The 16,544-nt window shown below is 72.4% G+C and carries 11 protein-coding genes; 9 read left to right on the forward strand and 2 right to left on the reverse strand.

Going from position 1 to position 16,544, the window contains the following annotated elements:
• Positions 1-52: 52 nt before the first annotated feature.
• Both AB0C29_RS08310 and AB0C29_RS08315 read left to right on the forward strand, forming a co-directional pair.
• The gene (locus AB0C29_RS08310) at positions 53-1,291 is read left to right on the forward strand and encodes an FAD-binding oxidoreductase (protein ID WP_360816998.1); all 1,239 of its coding nucleotides are present in this window, start codon (positions 53-55) and stop codon (positions 1,289-1,291) included.
• Positions 1,288-2,184, forward strand: coding sequence for an LLM class flavin-dependent oxidoreductase (locus AB0C29_RS08315; protein ID WP_360817000.1), 897 nt, complete (start codon positions 1,288-1,290; stop codon positions 2,182-2,184). Before AB0C29_RS08310 ends, AB0C29_RS08315 begins: the two co-directional genes overlap by 4 nt.
• Here the strand turns inward: AB0C29_RS08315 and AB0C29_RS08320 are convergent.
• Entirely contained in the window at positions 2,181-2,606 is a 426-nt protein-coding gene (locus AB0C29_RS08320; RefSeq protein ID WP_360817003.1) for an NUDIX domain-containing protein, read from the reverse strand. The genes AB0C29_RS08315 and AB0C29_RS08320 overlap by 4 nt on opposite strands.
• Before the next feature lie 65 nt (positions 2,607-2,671).
• Between AB0C29_RS08320 and AB0C29_RS08325 the strand changes: the two genes are divergently transcribed.
• From AB0C29_RS08325 to AB0C29_RS08340, 4 genes are all read left to right on the forward strand, one after another.
• Positions 2,672-6,277 carry a DUF4132 domain-containing protein gene (locus AB0C29_RS08325; RefSeq protein WP_360817006.1) on the forward strand — a complete coding sequence of 1,202 codons (3,606 nt, stop codon included), beginning with the start codon at positions 2,672-2,674 and terminating at the stop codon, positions 6,275-6,277.
• A gap of 188 nt (positions 6,278-6,465) precedes the next feature.
• Positions 6,466-7,566 carry an AAA family ATPase gene (locus AB0C29_RS08330; RefSeq protein WP_360817009.1) on the forward strand — a complete coding sequence of 367 codons (1,101 nt, stop codon included), beginning with the start codon at positions 6,466-6,468 and terminating at the stop codon, positions 7,564-7,566.
• A 3-nt stretch (positions 7,567-7,569) separates the two neighbouring features.
• Positions 7,570-10,041: a DUF5682 family protein gene (locus AB0C29_RS08335; RefSeq protein WP_360817012.1), complete on the forward strand. Its 2,472-nt coding sequence runs from the start codon at positions 7,570-7,572 to the stop codon at positions 10,039-10,041.
• Positions 10,034-11,158 carry a VWA domain-containing protein gene (locus tag AB0C29_RS08340; protein WP_360817015.1) on the forward strand — a complete coding sequence of 375 codons (1,125 nt, stop codon included), beginning with the start codon at positions 10,034-10,036 and terminating at the stop codon, positions 11,156-11,158. Before AB0C29_RS08335 ends, AB0C29_RS08340 begins: the two co-directional genes overlap by 8 nt.
• A 139-nt stretch (positions 11,159-11,297) precedes the next feature.
• On the opposite strand, the gene AB0C29_RS08345 is transcribed toward AB0C29_RS08340, so the two are convergent.
• A complete protein-coding gene (locus tag AB0C29_RS08345) occupies positions 11,298-11,498 on the reverse strand; it encodes a hypothetical protein (RefSeq protein ID WP_360817018.1) in 201 nt (66 codons plus the stop codon).
• Positions 11,499-11,876: 378 nt separating this feature from the next.
• Between AB0C29_RS08345 and AB0C29_RS08350 the strand changes: the two genes are divergently transcribed.
• The 3 genes from AB0C29_RS08350 to AB0C29_RS08360 form a co-directional block, all read left to right on the forward strand.
• Positions 11,877-13,460 carry a hypothetical protein gene (locus AB0C29_RS08350; RefSeq protein WP_360817021.1) on the forward strand — a complete coding sequence of 528 codons (1,584 nt, stop codon included), beginning with the start codon at positions 11,877-11,879 and terminating at the stop codon, positions 13,458-13,460.
• A gap of 63 nt (positions 13,461-13,523) precedes the next feature.
• Complete coding sequence (locus AB0C29_RS08355) at positions 13,524-14,519, forward strand: zinc-binding alcohol dehydrogenase family protein (protein ID WP_360817024.1); 996 nt, start codon at positions 13,524-13,526, stop codon at positions 14,517-14,519.
• A 117-nt stretch (positions 14,520-14,636) separates the two neighbouring features.
• Positions 14,637-16,544, forward strand: a 1,908-nt coding sequence (locus tag AB0C29_RS08360) for a glycosyl hydrolase family 28-related protein (RefSeq protein WP_360817027.1), incomplete at its 3' end; no start/stop codon positions are given.

A 16,544-nucleotide genomic window follows, 5' to 3' on the forward strand; every position in this document is an offset into this window, starting at 1 on the left:
CATGTACGTCGAGCGCACCCGGGCGTAGTCCAGGTCACCGGGCTCGACGTACATGCGCGGCGGGGCGCCCGGTCTCGTCCTGCGGGCCCGCAGCACCGCCGAGGTGGTCGACGCGCTGGCCTTCGTCCGCGCCCATCCCGGCCTGCCCTTCTCGGTACGCAGCGCCGGGCACGGGATCAGCGGACGGTCCACCAACGACGGCGGCCTGGTGCTGAGCGTGGCCGCGATGAACACCATCGAGGTGCTCGACGAGCAGCGCCGGCTCATCCGCGTGGGACCGGGCGCCCGCTGGTCGGAGGTGGCCGACGCGCTGCGGCCGTACGGCTGGGCCCTGAGCTCGGGCGACTACGGCGGGGTCGGGGTCGGTGGCCTGGCCACCGCGGGTGGGGTCGGCTGGCTGGCCCGCAAGCACGGGCTCACCATCGACCACCTGCGCGCGGTGGAGATCGTGCTGGCCGACGGCTCGGTGGTCCGCGCCGCCGAGGACGAGAACCCGGAGCTGTTCTGGGCCGTCCGCGGGGCCGGGGCCAATTTCGGCGTGGTGACCTCGTTCGACTTCGAGGTGGACCAGGTCGGCGAGGTGGGCTGGGCGCAGTTCGTGGTGGGCGCCGACGATCCGGCGGACCTGCTGGTGCGCTGGGGTGCGGCGATCGAGGCCGCGCCGCGCGACCTCAGCGGGCAGCTGATCATGGGCCGGCCGCGTCCGGGGCAGCCCGGCGTCGCGCAGCTGATGGCCATGGTCGACAACGACGACCCGCAGACGATCATCGACCAGCTCACCCCGGTGGCGAGTGCCGGGCCGCTGTACCAGCAGAACGTGGTGCTGGCGCCATACGCGGCGGTGCTGGCCCGGGCCGGCGACGGCTACCACCAGGCCGAGGGAGAGCCGGTCTCGCGGTCCGGGCTGATCGAGCACCTGACCCCGGAGTTCGCGGCGGCCGCGGCCGCGCTGATCGCCAGCGGCGCGATCCACTGGTTCCAGATCCGCACGGTCGGCGGCGCGGTGGCCGACGTCCCTGCCGACGCCACCGCCTACGGCTACCGCTCGGCCAACTTCTCGGTGGTGGTGATGGGCTCCAGCAAGCGCCGGCTCGACCCGCTCTGGGACGCCCTGGCCACCCACTTCGACGGCCTCTACGTCAGCTTCGAGAGCGACCAGCGCCCGGAACGCCTCGCCGACGCCTTCCCGCCGCGCACCCTGGAACGGTTGCGGGAGCTCAAACGCCGCTACGACCCGCAGCACCTGTTCCGCGACAACTTCCCGATCCGGACCACCCAGGAGACCCGATGACCGACTACGGGCACGACCTGCTCTTCGGCACGTTCATCACGCCCACCGCGCAACCCGTGCACCAGGCGGCGGAACTCGCCGTCGTCTCGGACCGGGCCGGGCTGGACCTGGCCACCTTTCAGGACCACCCGTACCTGCCGCGCTTCCACGACACCTGGACGCTGCTGTCGTACGCGGCGGCCCGTACCGAGCGGATCCACCTCAGCGGCAACGTGCTCAACCTGCCGCTGCGCCCGCCGGCCGTGCTGGCCCGGGCGGCGGCGAGCCTCGACCTGCTCAGCGGCGGCCGGATCGAGCTCGGCATCGGCGCCGGCGGCTTCTGGGACGCGATCGAGGCGATGGGCAGCCGCCGGCTGAGCCCGGGTGAGTCGGTGGCCGCGCTGGCCGAGGGCATCGAGATCATCCGGGAGATCTGGTCCGCCGACAAGGCCGGGCCGGTCAAGGTGGAAGGCGACTTCTACCGGGTCAGCGGGGCCAAGCGGGGGCCCGCGCCGGCGCACGACATCAAGATCTGGGTGGGGGCGTACAAGCCGCGGATGCTCCGGCTGATCGGCCGGGCCGCGGACGGCGCCCTGCCGTCGCTGGGCTACCTGCCGAACGGCGCGGACGACCTCACGGCGATCAACCAGCACATCGACGAGGGCGCCCAGGCGGCCGGCCGGGATCCGCGGGCGGTCCGGCGGCTGCTCAACATCAGCGGCGAATTCGCCCCGGCCGGGCGGGCCTTCCTGCAGGGCCCGGCCGAGCAGTGGGCCGAGGACCTGGCCGGGCTGACCCTGGAACACGGCGTCAGCGCCTTCATCCTGGCCGCCGACGACCCGGCGACGATCGAACGCTTCGCGGCCGAGGTCGCCCCGGCCACCCGGGAACTGGTCGCGGCCGAACGCGGCTAACGCACCGGGTAGACGCGCCAGCCGTCGGGCGGGGGCAGGCCGCGCCAGACGGTGAGGCTCATGGCCGACGGCGGGTAGAGCGGCTCGGGCAGCTCGTCCGGGGCATACCAGCCCCAGTCGGTCAGGACGTCCGGTTCGAGGGCCTGCGGCGGGGTGCCGGGCCACGGTGCCACGGCCGCGGCGGTCATCCCGCTGCCCGTGGTCTGCACGCCGATGGCGATGACTTCTGGCTGCGTACCCCCGATGCCCGCCTCCTCGGCCGCCTCCCGGGCGGCCGCCTGCTCGATGGTCTCGCCGCCCTCGACGTGACCGCCGGGCAGGCACCAGGTCGGCTCCTCGCCGGCCTTGATGCGGTTACCGAGCAGCACCCGCCCGCCCGGATCCACCAAGATCAATCCAACTCCCACCACCGGTCTACCCATCCGATGATTTTGTCGTACCGGATCGCTACCGTGCCTCGCACCGGTGCCGATGGAGGGTTTCGCACATGCGCAGTTTCGAGTTCGCCGACGGCACGTCGGCGAAGTTCTGGGAGATCGACCAGGTCGGCACCGAGGTGACGGTCCGCTGGGGGCGCGTCGGCACGACGGGCCAGACCAAGGTCAAGACCTTCGCCACGGCGGCCGAGGCCGCCACCCACGAGGGCAAGCTGATCGCCGAGAAGACCCGGAAGGGGTACGGCGAGACGGCCGCGACAACCGCACCGGCGCCCCCCTCCCGCACACCGGAACCGACGCCGCCCGCTGCCACCGCACCCGCCGACGAGGACACCTTCGTCCTCCCGGCCGCCTGGCACCGGCACCGCTACGCCCGCCGCGGCAGCACCGGCCTCGCCACGTTCGTGCTCGACGCCAAGGCACGCGCGGTGACCGACGAGCTCCTCAGCCGCCGCCCCGGCGGAGTCCTCAAGGCCTTCCAGGCACCGGTCACCGATCCGGCCGTGGCCCGGGCCGGCGCGGACTGGCTGGAGGGAGATCCGCAGGCCACCCCGCTCGGAGCAGCCGCCGTCGCCGCCGCCGCGACCCTGGGCAACTGGGACGTCAACGAGAAGTTCGTCGCCTTCGCCGACCTGTGGATCGCCGAGCGGGGGCTGCCCTTCGCCGCCGTGGCCGCGGTCGAGCTGATGACCCTCAAGCTCGACGACGGCCTCCCGCCCGGTCCGCGGGCCAGCGCCCACCAGCACTTCGGCATCCGGGTCATCCGCCCGGGCGAGGAACGTCGCGGCTGGCACAGCGATCCGGCGCTGATGACCGCGCTGCGCGTCCGCACGGCACTCGCGGCCGCCTCCGAGGCGGAGCATGCCGAGGTGATCGAGGCCATCACGCCGTACCGGGCGGCCGGGGCCTACGCGCGGACGGCGACGTCGGTGCTGGTGCCGGCCCGGCACGAGTGGGTGGCCGAGGACGTCGACACCGCGATCACCGACGCGGACGGCTGCCGCGCGGCCGCATTGCTGAGCGCCGCCGGCTCAGAAAAGCAGGTGACCGCGCTCGCGGCGATCGTCAGCCCCTACTCCGTGCCCTCGTCGATGGCGATGCTGGCCACCCTGGTCGACGGCGTCGGCGTCGCCGCGGCACCGGCCCTGTTCCACTGGCTCGACACCATCGACTTCGCCGAGGCCGAGCGGCGGCTGCTGAGCGTGCTCGCCGTGCTGCCCAGCGACGAGGTGATGCGCGGGCTGATCGACCGGATCGACGTCAAGTACGTGCCGCCGACCCTGCTCGAGGCGGCCGACCGCAGTCCCGCACGGGCCCTGCGGATGCTCGCCGAGAGCGCCACCAAGCCCGCCGTGGCCGAGCTGCTGCGCGCCCACGTGCTCGCCCATCCCGGCGTCGTCGAGCCGGTTCTGCCGCTGCTCAGCGCTCCGGCCCGGCAGCGCGTGGAGGCTATCCGTGAGCAGGCAGCGGCAGTCGTGCCGGCGCCCCTGTCGGCCGTGCCGCCGCTGCTGCTCGACCCGCCGTGGCGGCACTCGCAACGAGCCGCCAAGCCAGTGGTGATCACCGGCCTGACCTGCACCGACGCGCCCTCGATCAGCTGGCTCCACGACGAGCGGGAGAGCTGGCGGCAGACCCGCTACGAGATGTATGCCGACGTCACCGGCGACTGGCAGGGCCGGGCCGAGCGGATCGCGGCCGGCACCAGCCGCTGGTCCGAGCCGGCCGAGTTCTTCGTCGCCGCGCCCGAGGAGTTCGCCCGCCCGCTCCTGGCGACGTGGCGGGTGCGCGACACCTGGCAGGCCGCCCTGTGGATGCGGATCGTCGTCGCCCGGTTCGAGCTCGACGCCCTGCCGGCGGCCCTGGATCTGGCCCGGCGCAGCCCCGCGGAGGCGGCCGGTCTGCTGCTGCCCCTCGCCGCTCCGGAAATCGCGGTCCTGATGGCCGACGCGTACGCACGGCTCAAGAGCGTCCGCGAGACCGCCCTCACCTGGCTGCGGCGGCACCCCGAGGCAGCCGCCCGGGCGCTGGTGCCGGCGGCGCTCGACAAGGCCGGTGTGCCACGCCGCCAGGCCGAGGGGGCGCTGCTCGCGTTGCACGCCAACGGATACACCGAGGTCGTGCGCTCGGCCGCCCAGAGCTACGGCGACGCGGCGGCCGCGGCCATCCAGACGTTGCTGGAGACCGATCCGCTGTCCGTGCTGCCGGCCAAGCTCCCGGCCGTGCCCGCCTGGGCCGTCCCCGGACTGCTGCCCCCGGTGCGGTTGCGTGACGGCGCCGGCGCCCTGCCCGCCGAGGCGGTCACCAACCTGGTGATGGTGCTCGCGCTGGGCCGGGCCGGCACGCCGTACGCCGGGGTCGACGTCGTCCGGCAGGCGTGCGAGCCGGCCGACCTCGCCGAGTTCGCCTGGGGTCTCTTCCAGCGCTGGCAGACCTCCGGGGCCAACAGCAAGGAGAGCTGGGTCCTGGAGACCCTGGGCGTGGTCGGCGACGACGAGACCGTCCGCCGGCTGACCCCGGTGATCCTGGCCTGGCCCGGCGAGGGCGGACACGCGCGGGCGGTCACCGGCGTGCAGGTGCTGGCCCGGATCGGCACCGACGTGGCCCTCATGCACCTGCACGGCATCGCGCAACGGGCGAAGTTCAAGGGGCTCAAGGCGGCCGCGGGTCAGAAGATGGATGAGGTCGCCGCCGGGCTGGGGCTCAGCGCCGACCAGCTCGCCGACCGGCTGGTGCCCCGGTTCGGGCTCGACGACGCCGGCAGCATGGTGCTCGACTACGGCACCCGCCAGTTCACGGTCGGCTTCGACGAGCAGCTCCGCCCGTACGTGGCGGACAGCGCCGGCAAGCACCTCAAGGCCCTGCCCAAGCCCGGCGCCCGCGACGACGCCGAGCTGGCACCCGCGGCCTACCAGCGGTTCGCCGCGCTGAAGAAGGACGTCCGCACGGTCGCCACCGACCAGATCCGCCGCCTCGAACGAGCGATGGTCACCGGCCGCCGCTGGACCGGCGCCGAGTTCCGCCAGCTGTTCGTCGCCCACCCGCTGCTCTGGCACATCGTCCGCCGCCTGGTCTGGGCGGTCTACGACGAGAACGGCCAGCCGACCGGGGCGATCCGAGTGGCCGAGGACAGAAGCTTCTCGGACGTGCACGACGACGAGGTGTCGCTGGCCGCCGACGCGTCGGTCGGGGTCGCCCACCCGCTGCACCTGGGCGACCACCGGCCCGACTGGGTCGAGGTCTTCGCGGACTACGAGATCCTGCAACCGTTCGCGCAGCTCAGCCGCGAGACGTTCAGCCTGACCGCGGAGGAGGCGGCCAGCGGCCGGCTGACCCGCTTCGAAGGACACACCGTGCCGACCGGCCGGGTGATCGGCCTCGAACGCAAAGGCTGGCGGCGCGAGACCCCGCAGGACGCGGGCGTGCAGGGCCGCATCGAGCTGGCTGTCGGTCCGGGCCAGGAGGTCGTCATCAGCCTGGAGCCGGGCATCGCGATCGGCGCGATGGACATCTTCCCGGAGCAGACCCTGGAATCGATCTACGTGTCCGACGGCACGGGCGGCCGCTGGAGTGCCAACCAGGGCTACGTCCCGCTGGGCCGGCTCGACCCGGTCACCGCCTCGGAAATCATCCGCGACCTGACGGAGCTGACCGCATGACGCCCGCTCGTCCGTCCTCCGGCCCGGCCGGCCCGGCCGGTCCTTCCTCCACCTCGCCGGCTTCCACCTCGCCGGCTTCCACCTCGCCGGCTTCCACCTCGCCGGCTTCCACCTCGCCGGCCTCCGCCGGTTCCGGTTCGGCCGCTGGCTTTTCTGGATCGGCGGCCGGGCTCGGTCCGGAGTCTGTTGTGGAGGTTGGTGAGGCCGCCGGTCAGGTGCAGCGGCCGCCGGCCGAGGTGCGTTACGCCGACGAGCTGGCCCGGTTGCGGGCGGCCGACACCGCCGAGCGCCCGCCCGGGTGGGTGCTCAGCGTGCAGGCCGCCCGCCGGTTCGTCGTCGGTGACAGCAAGCTGGGCATCAGCCGCAAGTTCGTCGGCGACCCCTCGCTGATCGAACGCGCCCTGATCACGCTGGCGACCAGCCGCGGGCTGATGCTGGTCGGCGAGCCCGGCACGGCGAAGTCCCTGCTGTCCGAGCTGCTCGCCGCCGCGGTCAGCGGCGACTCCACGCTCACCATCCAGGGCGGTGCCGCCACCACCGAGGACCAGATCCGCTACTCCTGGAACTACGCCCTGCTCGTCGCCGACGGCCCGTCCCCGCGTTCGCTGGTGCCCGCGCCCCTGCTGCGCGGCATGGCCGAGGGCCGCACCGTCCGCTTCGAGGAGATCACCCGCTGCCCGCTGGAGGTCCAGGACTGCCTGCTCTCCCCGCTGTCCGACCGGGTCCTGGCGATCCCGGAGCTGACCGGCCCGGAGTCGATGGTCTTCGCCCGCGACGGCTTCAGCATCATCGCCACGGCGAACACCCGCGACCGCGGCGTCAACGACATGAGCTCCGCCTTGAAACGGCGCTTCAACTTCGAGACGGTCTTCCCGATCGCCGACTTCGGCACCGAACTGGCACTGGTCGAGGCTGAGGCGTCGGCGCTGCTGCGGCGTTCCGGAGTCACCGCTGAGCCCCGGCGCGATGTCCTCGAGGTGCTGGTGACCACCTTCCGGGAGCTACGCACCGGGGAGACCGCCCGCGGCGACTCGATCGACCGGCTGTCGGCGGTCATGAGCACCGCCGAGGCTGTGTCCGTCGCCCACGCGGTCGGGCTGCGGGGCTGGTTCCTGCGCGGCGAGCCCGGCACGGCCGAGGACCTCGTGTCCTGCCTCGCCGGCACCGCGGCCAAGGACAACCCGGAGGACCTGGCGAAGCTGCGACGCTACCTGGCCCAGCAGGTCACCTGGCGCAACGGCGAGCAGTGGCAGGCCCTGCACAACGCCCGTCACCTGCTGCCGGGCTGAGCCGTGACGGTCACGTTCATCGGGGTCCGCCACCACAGCCCGGCGTGCGCCCGGCTGGTCGCCGCCACGATCGAGGAGCTGCGGCCCGCGTACGTGCTGATCGAGGGGCCGGCGGACCTCAACGAGCGGATCGGGGAGCTGCTGCTCGGCCATGAGCTGCCGGTCGCCGTGTTCAGCAGTTACCGCGACGGCGAGCGGCGGCACGGGTCGTGGGCGCCGTTCTGCGCGTACTCGCCGGAATGGGTGGCGCTCACCCACGGCCGCGCGGTCGGTGCCGAGCTGAAGTTCATCGACCTGCCGGCCTGGCATCCCGCCTTCGCCGGGCGCAGCAACCGCTATGCGGACGCTGAGCTGCGCTACGCCGACGTGATGCAGCGGCTGTGCGGCAGCTTCGGCGTCGACAACGTGGACGTGCTGTGGGACCACCTCTTCGAGATCGCCGCCGACCACGATCTGGCGGAGCGACTCGCGGTCTACTTCGATCTCGTACGCGGGGAGTCGGCCGCCGGCGAGTCGGACACCGCCCGCGAGGCGTACATGGCGCAGTGGGTACGGGCCGCGGCTGCCGAAGCGGGGGAACGGCCGGTCGTGGTGGTGACCGGCGGGTTCCACCGGCCCGCGCTGGTGTCCGCGCTCGCGAGTGACCCGTCGGCAGCGGGGTGGCCCGAGGTGCCGATGCTGCCACCGGACGCGGTCGGCGGGAGTTTCCTGGTGCCGTACTCGTTCCGGCGGCTGGACGCCTTCGACGGCTACCAGAGCGGGATGCCGTCGCCCGGCTACTACCAGGAGCTGTGGGAGTCGGGGCCGCAGGCTGCGGCGCGACACCTCACCGAGTCGGTGGCGGGACGGCTCCGCGAACGCAAACAGCCGGTGTCCACGGCGGACCTCATCGCGGCCCGGGTCACCGCGGAAGGGCTGGCCACGGTGCGGGGGCATCGGCATCCGGCCCGTACGGACGTGCTGGACGGGCTGGCCTCCGCGCTGGTGAACGAGGCGCTGGACGTACCCCTGCCGTGGGCGGCCCGGGGCACCCTCCGGACCGGCAGCCATCCGGTCGTGGTCGAGATGGTCGCCGCACTCAGCGGCAGCCGCGTCGGCCGCCTGCACCCCGGCACGCCCGCGCCGCCGCTGGTGCACCACGTCAACGCGGAGCTCGAACGCCTCGGCCTGGACGGAAGCGACGACCTCGACCTGGACCTGACCGTCGCCGCGGACCGGGCCCGCAGCCAGGTCCTGCACCGCGTCCGCGTGCTGGCCGTGCCAGGATTCCGCCGCGACTCCGGCCCGTCGACGGGCCTCGACCCGATCCTCAAGGAACGCTGGACGCTACGGCCGGGCCCCGAGCGACTCACCGCATTCATCGAGGCCGGCGCGTACGGTGCCACCCTCGCCGACGCGTGCGCGGCGGTCCTGGCCGAACGCGCCGCCCACGCCGGCCGCGACGTGGACCTGCTCGCGGCTGTGCTGTTCGATGCGGCTCTGTCCGGCACGGCGGACGTGTCCGAGCAGGCGCTGTCGGCCATCGAAAGCACGGTCGCGGCGGCGGCAGACCTCGGCTCACTCGGCCGGATGCTCGCGGTCGTCCTCACGATGTGGCGACACGACCGCATCCTGGGGACGGCGCAGAGTGCGACGCTCGCGGTGGTCATCGTCGCGTCGGTGCGGCGCATCCTGTGGCTGGCCGAGGGCGTGCACGGGCGGTCCGCAGCCGCTGACCTGGGGCGGATCGGGGCGCTGGCGGCGTGCCGGGACGCTCTGCGGTACGCCCGTCCGAAGCTGCACCTTGATTTGACGGCAGCGCTGGAAGTGGTGGCCCGAGTCGCGGCCGACGCCGAGGCGCCGCCTGATCTGCGGGGTGCTGCTTTCGGTCTGCGCTGGGCCCTGCAACCGGCGCCGGCTGATGTTGTGGGTGAAGAGCCCGCGGATGTCCCGCTTGGCCCGGCGCCTTTGGATGTGCCGCTTGGCCCGGCGTCGCCGGGTGTTCCGCTTGCTCCGGCGTCGCCGGGTGTTCCGCTTGGTCCGGCGTCGCCGGGTGTTCCGCTTGCTCCGGCGCGACCTGGGGCTCGCGAGCCGGAGCCCCAGGTCGGGGAGCTTGATCCTGAGCGCGCGGTCCGCGGCGCCTTCCATCCCGAGTCGGCGGGGGACTGGCTGGCCGGTCTCTTCGCGCTCGCGCGGGAGGAGGTGCTGCACACCCCGGCCGTGATCGGGCTCCTCGACGAACTGCTGTCCGCGATGGCGGCCGAGGAATTCCTCGTCGCGGTGCCGGGACTGCGGCAGGCGTTCGAGTTCTTCCCGCCGCGAGAGCGGGAGATCATCGCCGGCCGGCTGCTGGAACGCCGTGGCCTCGCCGGCACCGGGCGCAGCCTGTTGCGCGGCGTCACCGATCCCGAGCTGGTCGCCGCCGGGATGGTGCTGGACGACAGGGTCGATGCCGTACTGCGCCGCGAGGGACTGACGGGTGGAGCCCATGACTGATCCGGATCTCGAACGCTGGCGGCTGGTCCTCGGCGCCCCGGCGACGAAGCTGGGCCCGCTCGGAGCGGACGGCCTCGCCCGCGACGCGGCGCTGGACTGGCTCTACGGCCGCGACGGCGAGCTCGAGAAACGCGACGTCCGGCGCAGCCAGGGCCGGGCCGGCGGTGACGGGCCGTCCGCGCTGACCACTGTGGACTGGCTGAACGACATCAACCGGCTCTTCCCCCGCGAGACGGTCGAACGACTGCAGCGCGACGCCATCGAACGCTACGAGATCACCGACATCGTCACGGATCCGGCTGTGCTGGAACGGATCGAACCGAACCCGGCGCTGCTCAAGGCCGTCCTGCAGACCAAGCACCTGATGAACCCCGAGGTACTGCGGCTGGCCCGCCGCATCGTCGAAGCCGTCGTCCGCGACCTGATGGCGAGGATGGCCACCGAGGTACGGGCGGCGTTCACCGGCACCCGGGCCCGGCGGCCGAGCCGGTGGAAGCAGGCCCGCGACTTCGACATGAGGCGGACCATCCGCGCCAACCTCGGCCATTACCGCCCGGACGAACGCCGGCTGTACATCGAGACGCCGCATTTCTTCTCCCGTACCCGCAAGCACGTCGAGCAGTGGCAGGTGATCCTGCTCGTCGACCAGTCCGGCTCGATGGTCGACTCGGTCATCCACTCCGCGGTGACGGCGGCCTGCCTGTATGGCCTGCCGGGCGTGCGGACGCACCTGGTCGCGTTCGACACCGACGTGGTCGACCTGACCAGCGAGGTCGACGACCCGGTCGAGCTGCTGATGAAGGTCCAGCTCGGCGGCGGCACCGACATCGGCCGCGCGGTCCGCTACGGCGCCGGCCTGATCGACCAGCCCCGCCGGGCGATCGTCGTCCTGATCACCGACTTCTACGAGGGCGGTTCCCCGGCGTTGCTGATCCGTACGGTCCGGGAGCTCGTCGAGCAGGGCACCAAGGTCCTCGGCCTGGCCGCCCTGGACCAGGACGCGAACCCCAGCTACGACCGCGAAACAGCCCAGCAACTGGCCGACGTGGGAGCCTCGGTGGGTGCGATGACACCGGGTGAGCTGGCGGCCTTCGTCGCCGAACAGGTGGGCCGATGAGCGCCGCTACACCCGCGGGAAGCGCAGCCGGCTGTCGGAGGGCGAGGTGAGGGCAGACCTGCGGGCGCTGACGCCCGCGACGCTGGCGGAGCTGACAAACCGAGGCCTGGTGAAGCGGGCAGCGCGCGAGATCGAGCGCTCAGCCCCGGCAATCAGCGAGGACGACGAAGCGACAGTCCACGCCACCTACGACGACGGTGTGACCACCGTTTTGCCGACCGGCGGGCTCGAACAGGGACGATGCAGCTGCGGCGCCCCCGGCGTGTGCCGGCACATCGTCGGCCTGGTCCTCGCCTACCTGAGCCACATCGACGAAACCGATCACCCAGCCGCCGGTCATCCGGAAGCCTCATCCGCGCCGGCCGGTGGGCAGCAGAATGCTGTGGCGGGTCCGGCCGCCGGTCAGCCCGGTTTCCCGGCGGTGCCGTCTGCCGGTCAGCCGGATCTCCCAGCGATGCCGCCCGGCCAACCGGCGGCGCCACCCATCGATCAGGCGGACTCGACAGCGGCGCCGACCGTCGAACATCCCGCTCTCGCGGTCGAGCCCACCGACGAGCATCAAGATCCCTCAGCCGGGCCGCCTGCCGGTCCAGATCCGGGCCACACAGCGGGATCGCCCACCCCATCCGGCGAGCCCGTGACGACCACGACTGCGCAAACCGGATGGTCGCCAGGCGACTTCACCGACGACCAACTTTTGGCCCGGATCGGCGCACGCATGATGGCCGCCGCCCGCCGAGTCCTGCGCACGGGATACATCGCCCGGGTGCACCGGGCGAGACCCGGCGACCCGGTGCCCAGTGTGGAACTGCCGACCGCAACCGTGCGCTTCCTCGTACCCGGGGATCTGGGTTTCGCCCGGACCGACGCGGTCGCCGGAGCGCGCGATGACGTCCTGGCCCTGGCCGTCTGGGCATTCCGCGAAGCGGACGCGTCCTCCCGATCCGACGTCGACGCGCAAGTGCAGGTAGGCGGCACCGCGGCCGCCACCGACAGCCCGGCCCTGGACGCCGCCATAGCCCTCACGAACGTGGTCCTCCGCGAAGGCGCCGTCCACGTCGGCGCGGGAATAACGGCGGAGGTCACCGCGGTCCGCCGCGCCCTGGAAGCCGCCCGGATGCGATGGCCCCTCCTCGCGGTCGATGATCTCGTCGCTCAGCTGGAGGCCTACCGGGACCGCAGCGCCCGCTACCGACCCGAGGCACTAGCCGATCACCTGGCCGAGCTGCACGCCCGCCACCGTGCGGTGACCAGCACCGCCGAACGCCGAGCTTTGCGGTCCCGGGTGCTCGGGACCGACGAGGCGTCCGAGACCCCGCTACGCCGGGCCCGGCTGGACGGTCTCGGTGCGCGCGTGTCCGCGATCGGTGGCGAGCGAACGGTCGAGATCTTCCTCGCTCACGCCGACAGTGCCACCGTGCTCGTGTTGCGCCGCACCTACGAGACCACTGGCAGCGGGCCCGAGCTTGCCGGCCGGCGGGTGGCCGGCGTCAGCATCGGTGCCCTGGCCGGCGGCGCTGTCGTCACCGAGTCCGCCGCCCGTAGTGCGAGCCGGGCTGTTCGGCTCGGCACCCGGCGGTTGAGCCGCACGGAGGCGATGACGTCGCGGGGTTCCTGGCAGGATCTGCCGCCGGCGCTGATCGCGGACGACCTGGCCGCCCTTTCCGACGAGCTCGATGCGCTGCCGCCCCGCCCGGTCCGGGCCCGGGTCGAGGCTGAGCTGGTACGCGTCATCCCGGTCGCCGAGGTCCACGCAGTCAGCTACGCACCCGGTGCCCAGCGCCTCGATGCCGTCATCGCCGACGCCGCCGGGGTCACCGCCGTGGTGTCCGCCACCCACACGGCCTGTGCTCCGGGCCGGCTCGACAGCATGGCCGCCGCTCTGCGTGGGGAGCTGCGGTTCGTCGCCGGCAGTGTCCGCCGCGCTGGTGGTGGCGTGGTGGTCGACCCGATCGGCTTCGCTCTCGACGGTTCCGTGGTGGTTCCCGACCTTGCCGAGGCCGCTCGCGGAGCTGATCCCGACGACGCTCCGTCTCTCGCCACGGACGCGATCGGTCTGGCCTTGGACGAGGCCGTGGCGTTGCTCGCTGAGCTGGCCCACGTCGGTCTCCAGCATGCGCCCGCCACCATGCCCGGGCGGCTGCGCGCGGCGGCGGGACGGTTGCGCAGGGCTGGGCTGCGCCGGGTCGCGGAGGCTGTCGAAGCCCTGGCCGGCCGGCTCGGACCGGACCCCGGCGACGCGGCCGTCGCGGCCTGGGTCGACGCCCACCTCCGAGTCAATCTGGCGGCCGACATGCGCTGAGCGGCCGAGATGTGTGCGCAAGGCCACCGCGCCATCCCCGCCGACCCGGGCTACATTGCTTCCATGGAATCTACTTCTATGGAAGCAGTCGTTCTCGATGCGCCGGGCCCACCCGAGGCCCTGCACATCCGTCAGCTCCCCATCCCGGTGCCCCGGCCCGGCCAGGTGCTGATCCAGGTCAAGGCGTTCGGGCTGAACCGTTCCGAGCTGCACACCCGGCTCGGCCTCGCCGACGGCGTCACCTTCCCGCGCGTTCCCGGCATCGAGGCCACCGGGGTGGTCGCCGCGGCACCCGGTGGTGAGTTCGCCGTCGGGCAGCAGGTCTTCGCGATGATGGGCGGGATGGGCCGCACCTTCGACGGCGGCTACGCCCAGTTCACCTGCGTCCCGGCGACCCAGGTGATCGCGTTCCGCAGCGACCTGGACTGGGCCACGCTCGGCGCGGTGCCGGAGATGCTGCAGACCGCGTACGGCGCACTGACCGAGGGCCTCGACGCCCAGCCCGGACAGTCCCTGCTCGTCCGGGGTGGCACCTCATCCGTGGGTATGGCCGCCGCGATCATCGCCAAGCGCCGCGGCCTGACCGTGCTCTCCACCACCCGCAACCCCGCCAAGGCCGACGCGCTGCGGGCTATCGGGGTCGACCACGTGCTTCTCGACGACGGTGACGTGGCCGCCCAGGTGCGCGCGATCCTGCCGGACGGTGTGGACAACGCCCTCGAGCTGGTCGGCACGCCGACGCTGCCCGACACCTTGCGTTCCGCCGGCCGGTTCGGGGTCGTCTGCATGGCCGGGATGCTGTCCAACGAGTGGATCGTGCCGGACTTCTATCCCATCGGGTACATCCCGCGGGGCGTCCGGCTGACCGGTTACGGCGGCGACGCCGACGATCTGCCGCCGGCGGTTCTTCAGGACTTCCTCGACGCGGTCGCCGCGGGCGAGGCAGTCGTGCCGCTCGATCGCACCTACCGCTTCGACCAGATCGTCCAGGCGCACGCGGACATGGAGGCCGGCGTCGCCGTCGGCAAGTTCGTGGTGCTGCCGAACGAGCCGGTCTGAAAGAAGCGAGCAGAAGTACGAAATTAGTCGACAGGCTCTTGTGGAGTTCGTCACAGCCGACCTAAGGTCAGGTCGCTCCCGAGATGAACGAGCTCCCCGAGAGAAATGAGCTCCTCGATGTCTGTGAACGTGAGGTGGCCCGTCCTGGCTACCGCCTCCATAGTCGGGTTGGGGCTGGTGTTCGGCGCGGGCGTCCCCGCAAGTGCCGCCCCGGCCGCCCCCGTCGTGACTCGCGCCGGCCTCGATCCCGCCCTCGTCGCCGGCCGCGGCGCGACAGTGGACTTCGTCGAGCAGGAGGCGGAGAACGCCACCTTCACCGGCTCCCGGATCGGCCCGGACCGGGCCGCCTACACCGTGGCCGGTGAGGCCTCCGGGCGTACGGCGGTCAAGCTGACCCCGGGGCAGTACGTCGAGTTCGTCCTGCCCGCCGCGGCCAACGCGATCACGGTGCGCTACAGCATCCCCGACGCCCCCACCGGCGGCGGGATCACCGCACCCCTGAAGATCGCCGTCAACGGCAAGCGGGCCGGCACGATGACCCTGACCTCGCAGTACGCGTACCTCTACAGCCAGTACCCGTTCAGCAACGACCCGACCGCGGACCTGCTGCACCCCGACTGGTGGATCACCGAGTGCGGCTGCGTACCGTCGGCCACCACCCCCACGCCGCAGGTCGAGAAGCCGTTCCGGCCCATGCACTTCTTCGACGAGCAGCGGATGCTGCTCGGCCGCACCTACCGCGCGGGTGACCGGATCCGGCTCACCGCCTCGGCCGGCGCCGCGTGGACGGTCATCGACCTGCTCGACTCGCAGCTCGTCGCCCGCCCGCACGTCAACCTGGTCGCGGCGAACGTGCTGCTCTTCGGGGCCGACCCGACCGGGCGGCGGGACTCCGCCGCCGCGTTCGACAAGGCGATCGCCTTCGCCAAGCGGGCCCGGCTCAAGGTGTACGTGCCACCGGGCACGTTCCAGGTGAACCGGCACATCATCGTCGACGACGTGACGATCGAGGGCGCCGGCAGCTGGCACACGATCATCAAGGGCAAGCAGGTCACGCTGGCTCAGCCCGCCCCGGACGGCTCGGTGCACACCGGCGTCGGGTTCTACGGCAAGGATGCCGCCGACGGTGGCAGCCGCAACGTGCACCTGAAGGGCTTCACGATCGAGGGTGACGTCCGTGAGCGCATCGACACCGACCAGGTGAACGGCGTCGGCGGGGCGCTCAGCGACTCCAGCATCGAGGGCCTGTTCATCCGGCACACCAAGGTAGGCATGTGGTTCGACGGCCCGATGCGCAACCTGCGGATCACCGGCAACGTGATCGTCGACCAGATCGCCGACGCGCTCAACTTCCACACCGGCGTCACGAATTCGGTGGTGCGCAACAACTTCATCCGCAACACCGGCGACGACGGCCTGGCCATGTGGGCGGAGAAGACGACGAACGCGGGCAACACCTTCGACCACAACACCGTGCAGACGCCGACGCTGGCCAACGGCATCGCCATCTACGGCGGCACCGACAACACCGTGTCGAACAACCTGATCGCCGACCCGATCCGCGAGGGCAGCGGCATCCACGTGGGCTCCCGGTTCGGCGCCGAGCCGTTCGCCGGCGACCTGACGATCAAGAACAACACCGTGGTACGGGCGGGCACGTTCGAACTCAACTGGAAGATCGGCCTCGGCGCGATCTGGTTCTACGCCCTCGACAAGAGCATCGACGCCCGGATCCGCGTGACCGGCGACCACTACCTGGACAGCACCTACAACGCGATCATGCTGGTCAGCGACTGGGGCGTGAAGGACCTCTACTCGATCAACGGGGTCGCGTTCCAGGACATCCGGGTCGACGGCACCGGCACCTCGGTGCTCAGTGCCCGGGTGGCCGGCTCGGCCTCCTTCGCCAACGTCGACGCTCGCAACGTGGGTGCCGTCGGTATCAACAACTGCGGCTCGTTCGGTTTCAAGCCGACCGGCTCGGAGTTCACCGTGACCGACGGCGGCGGCAACGACGGCGGCGGC

It is taken from the genome of Actinoplanes sp. NPDC048791, from assembly GCF_040650095.1.
Taxonomy (GTDB): domain Bacteria; phylum Actinomycetota; class Actinomycetes; order Mycobacteriales; family Micromonosporaceae; genus Actinoplanes.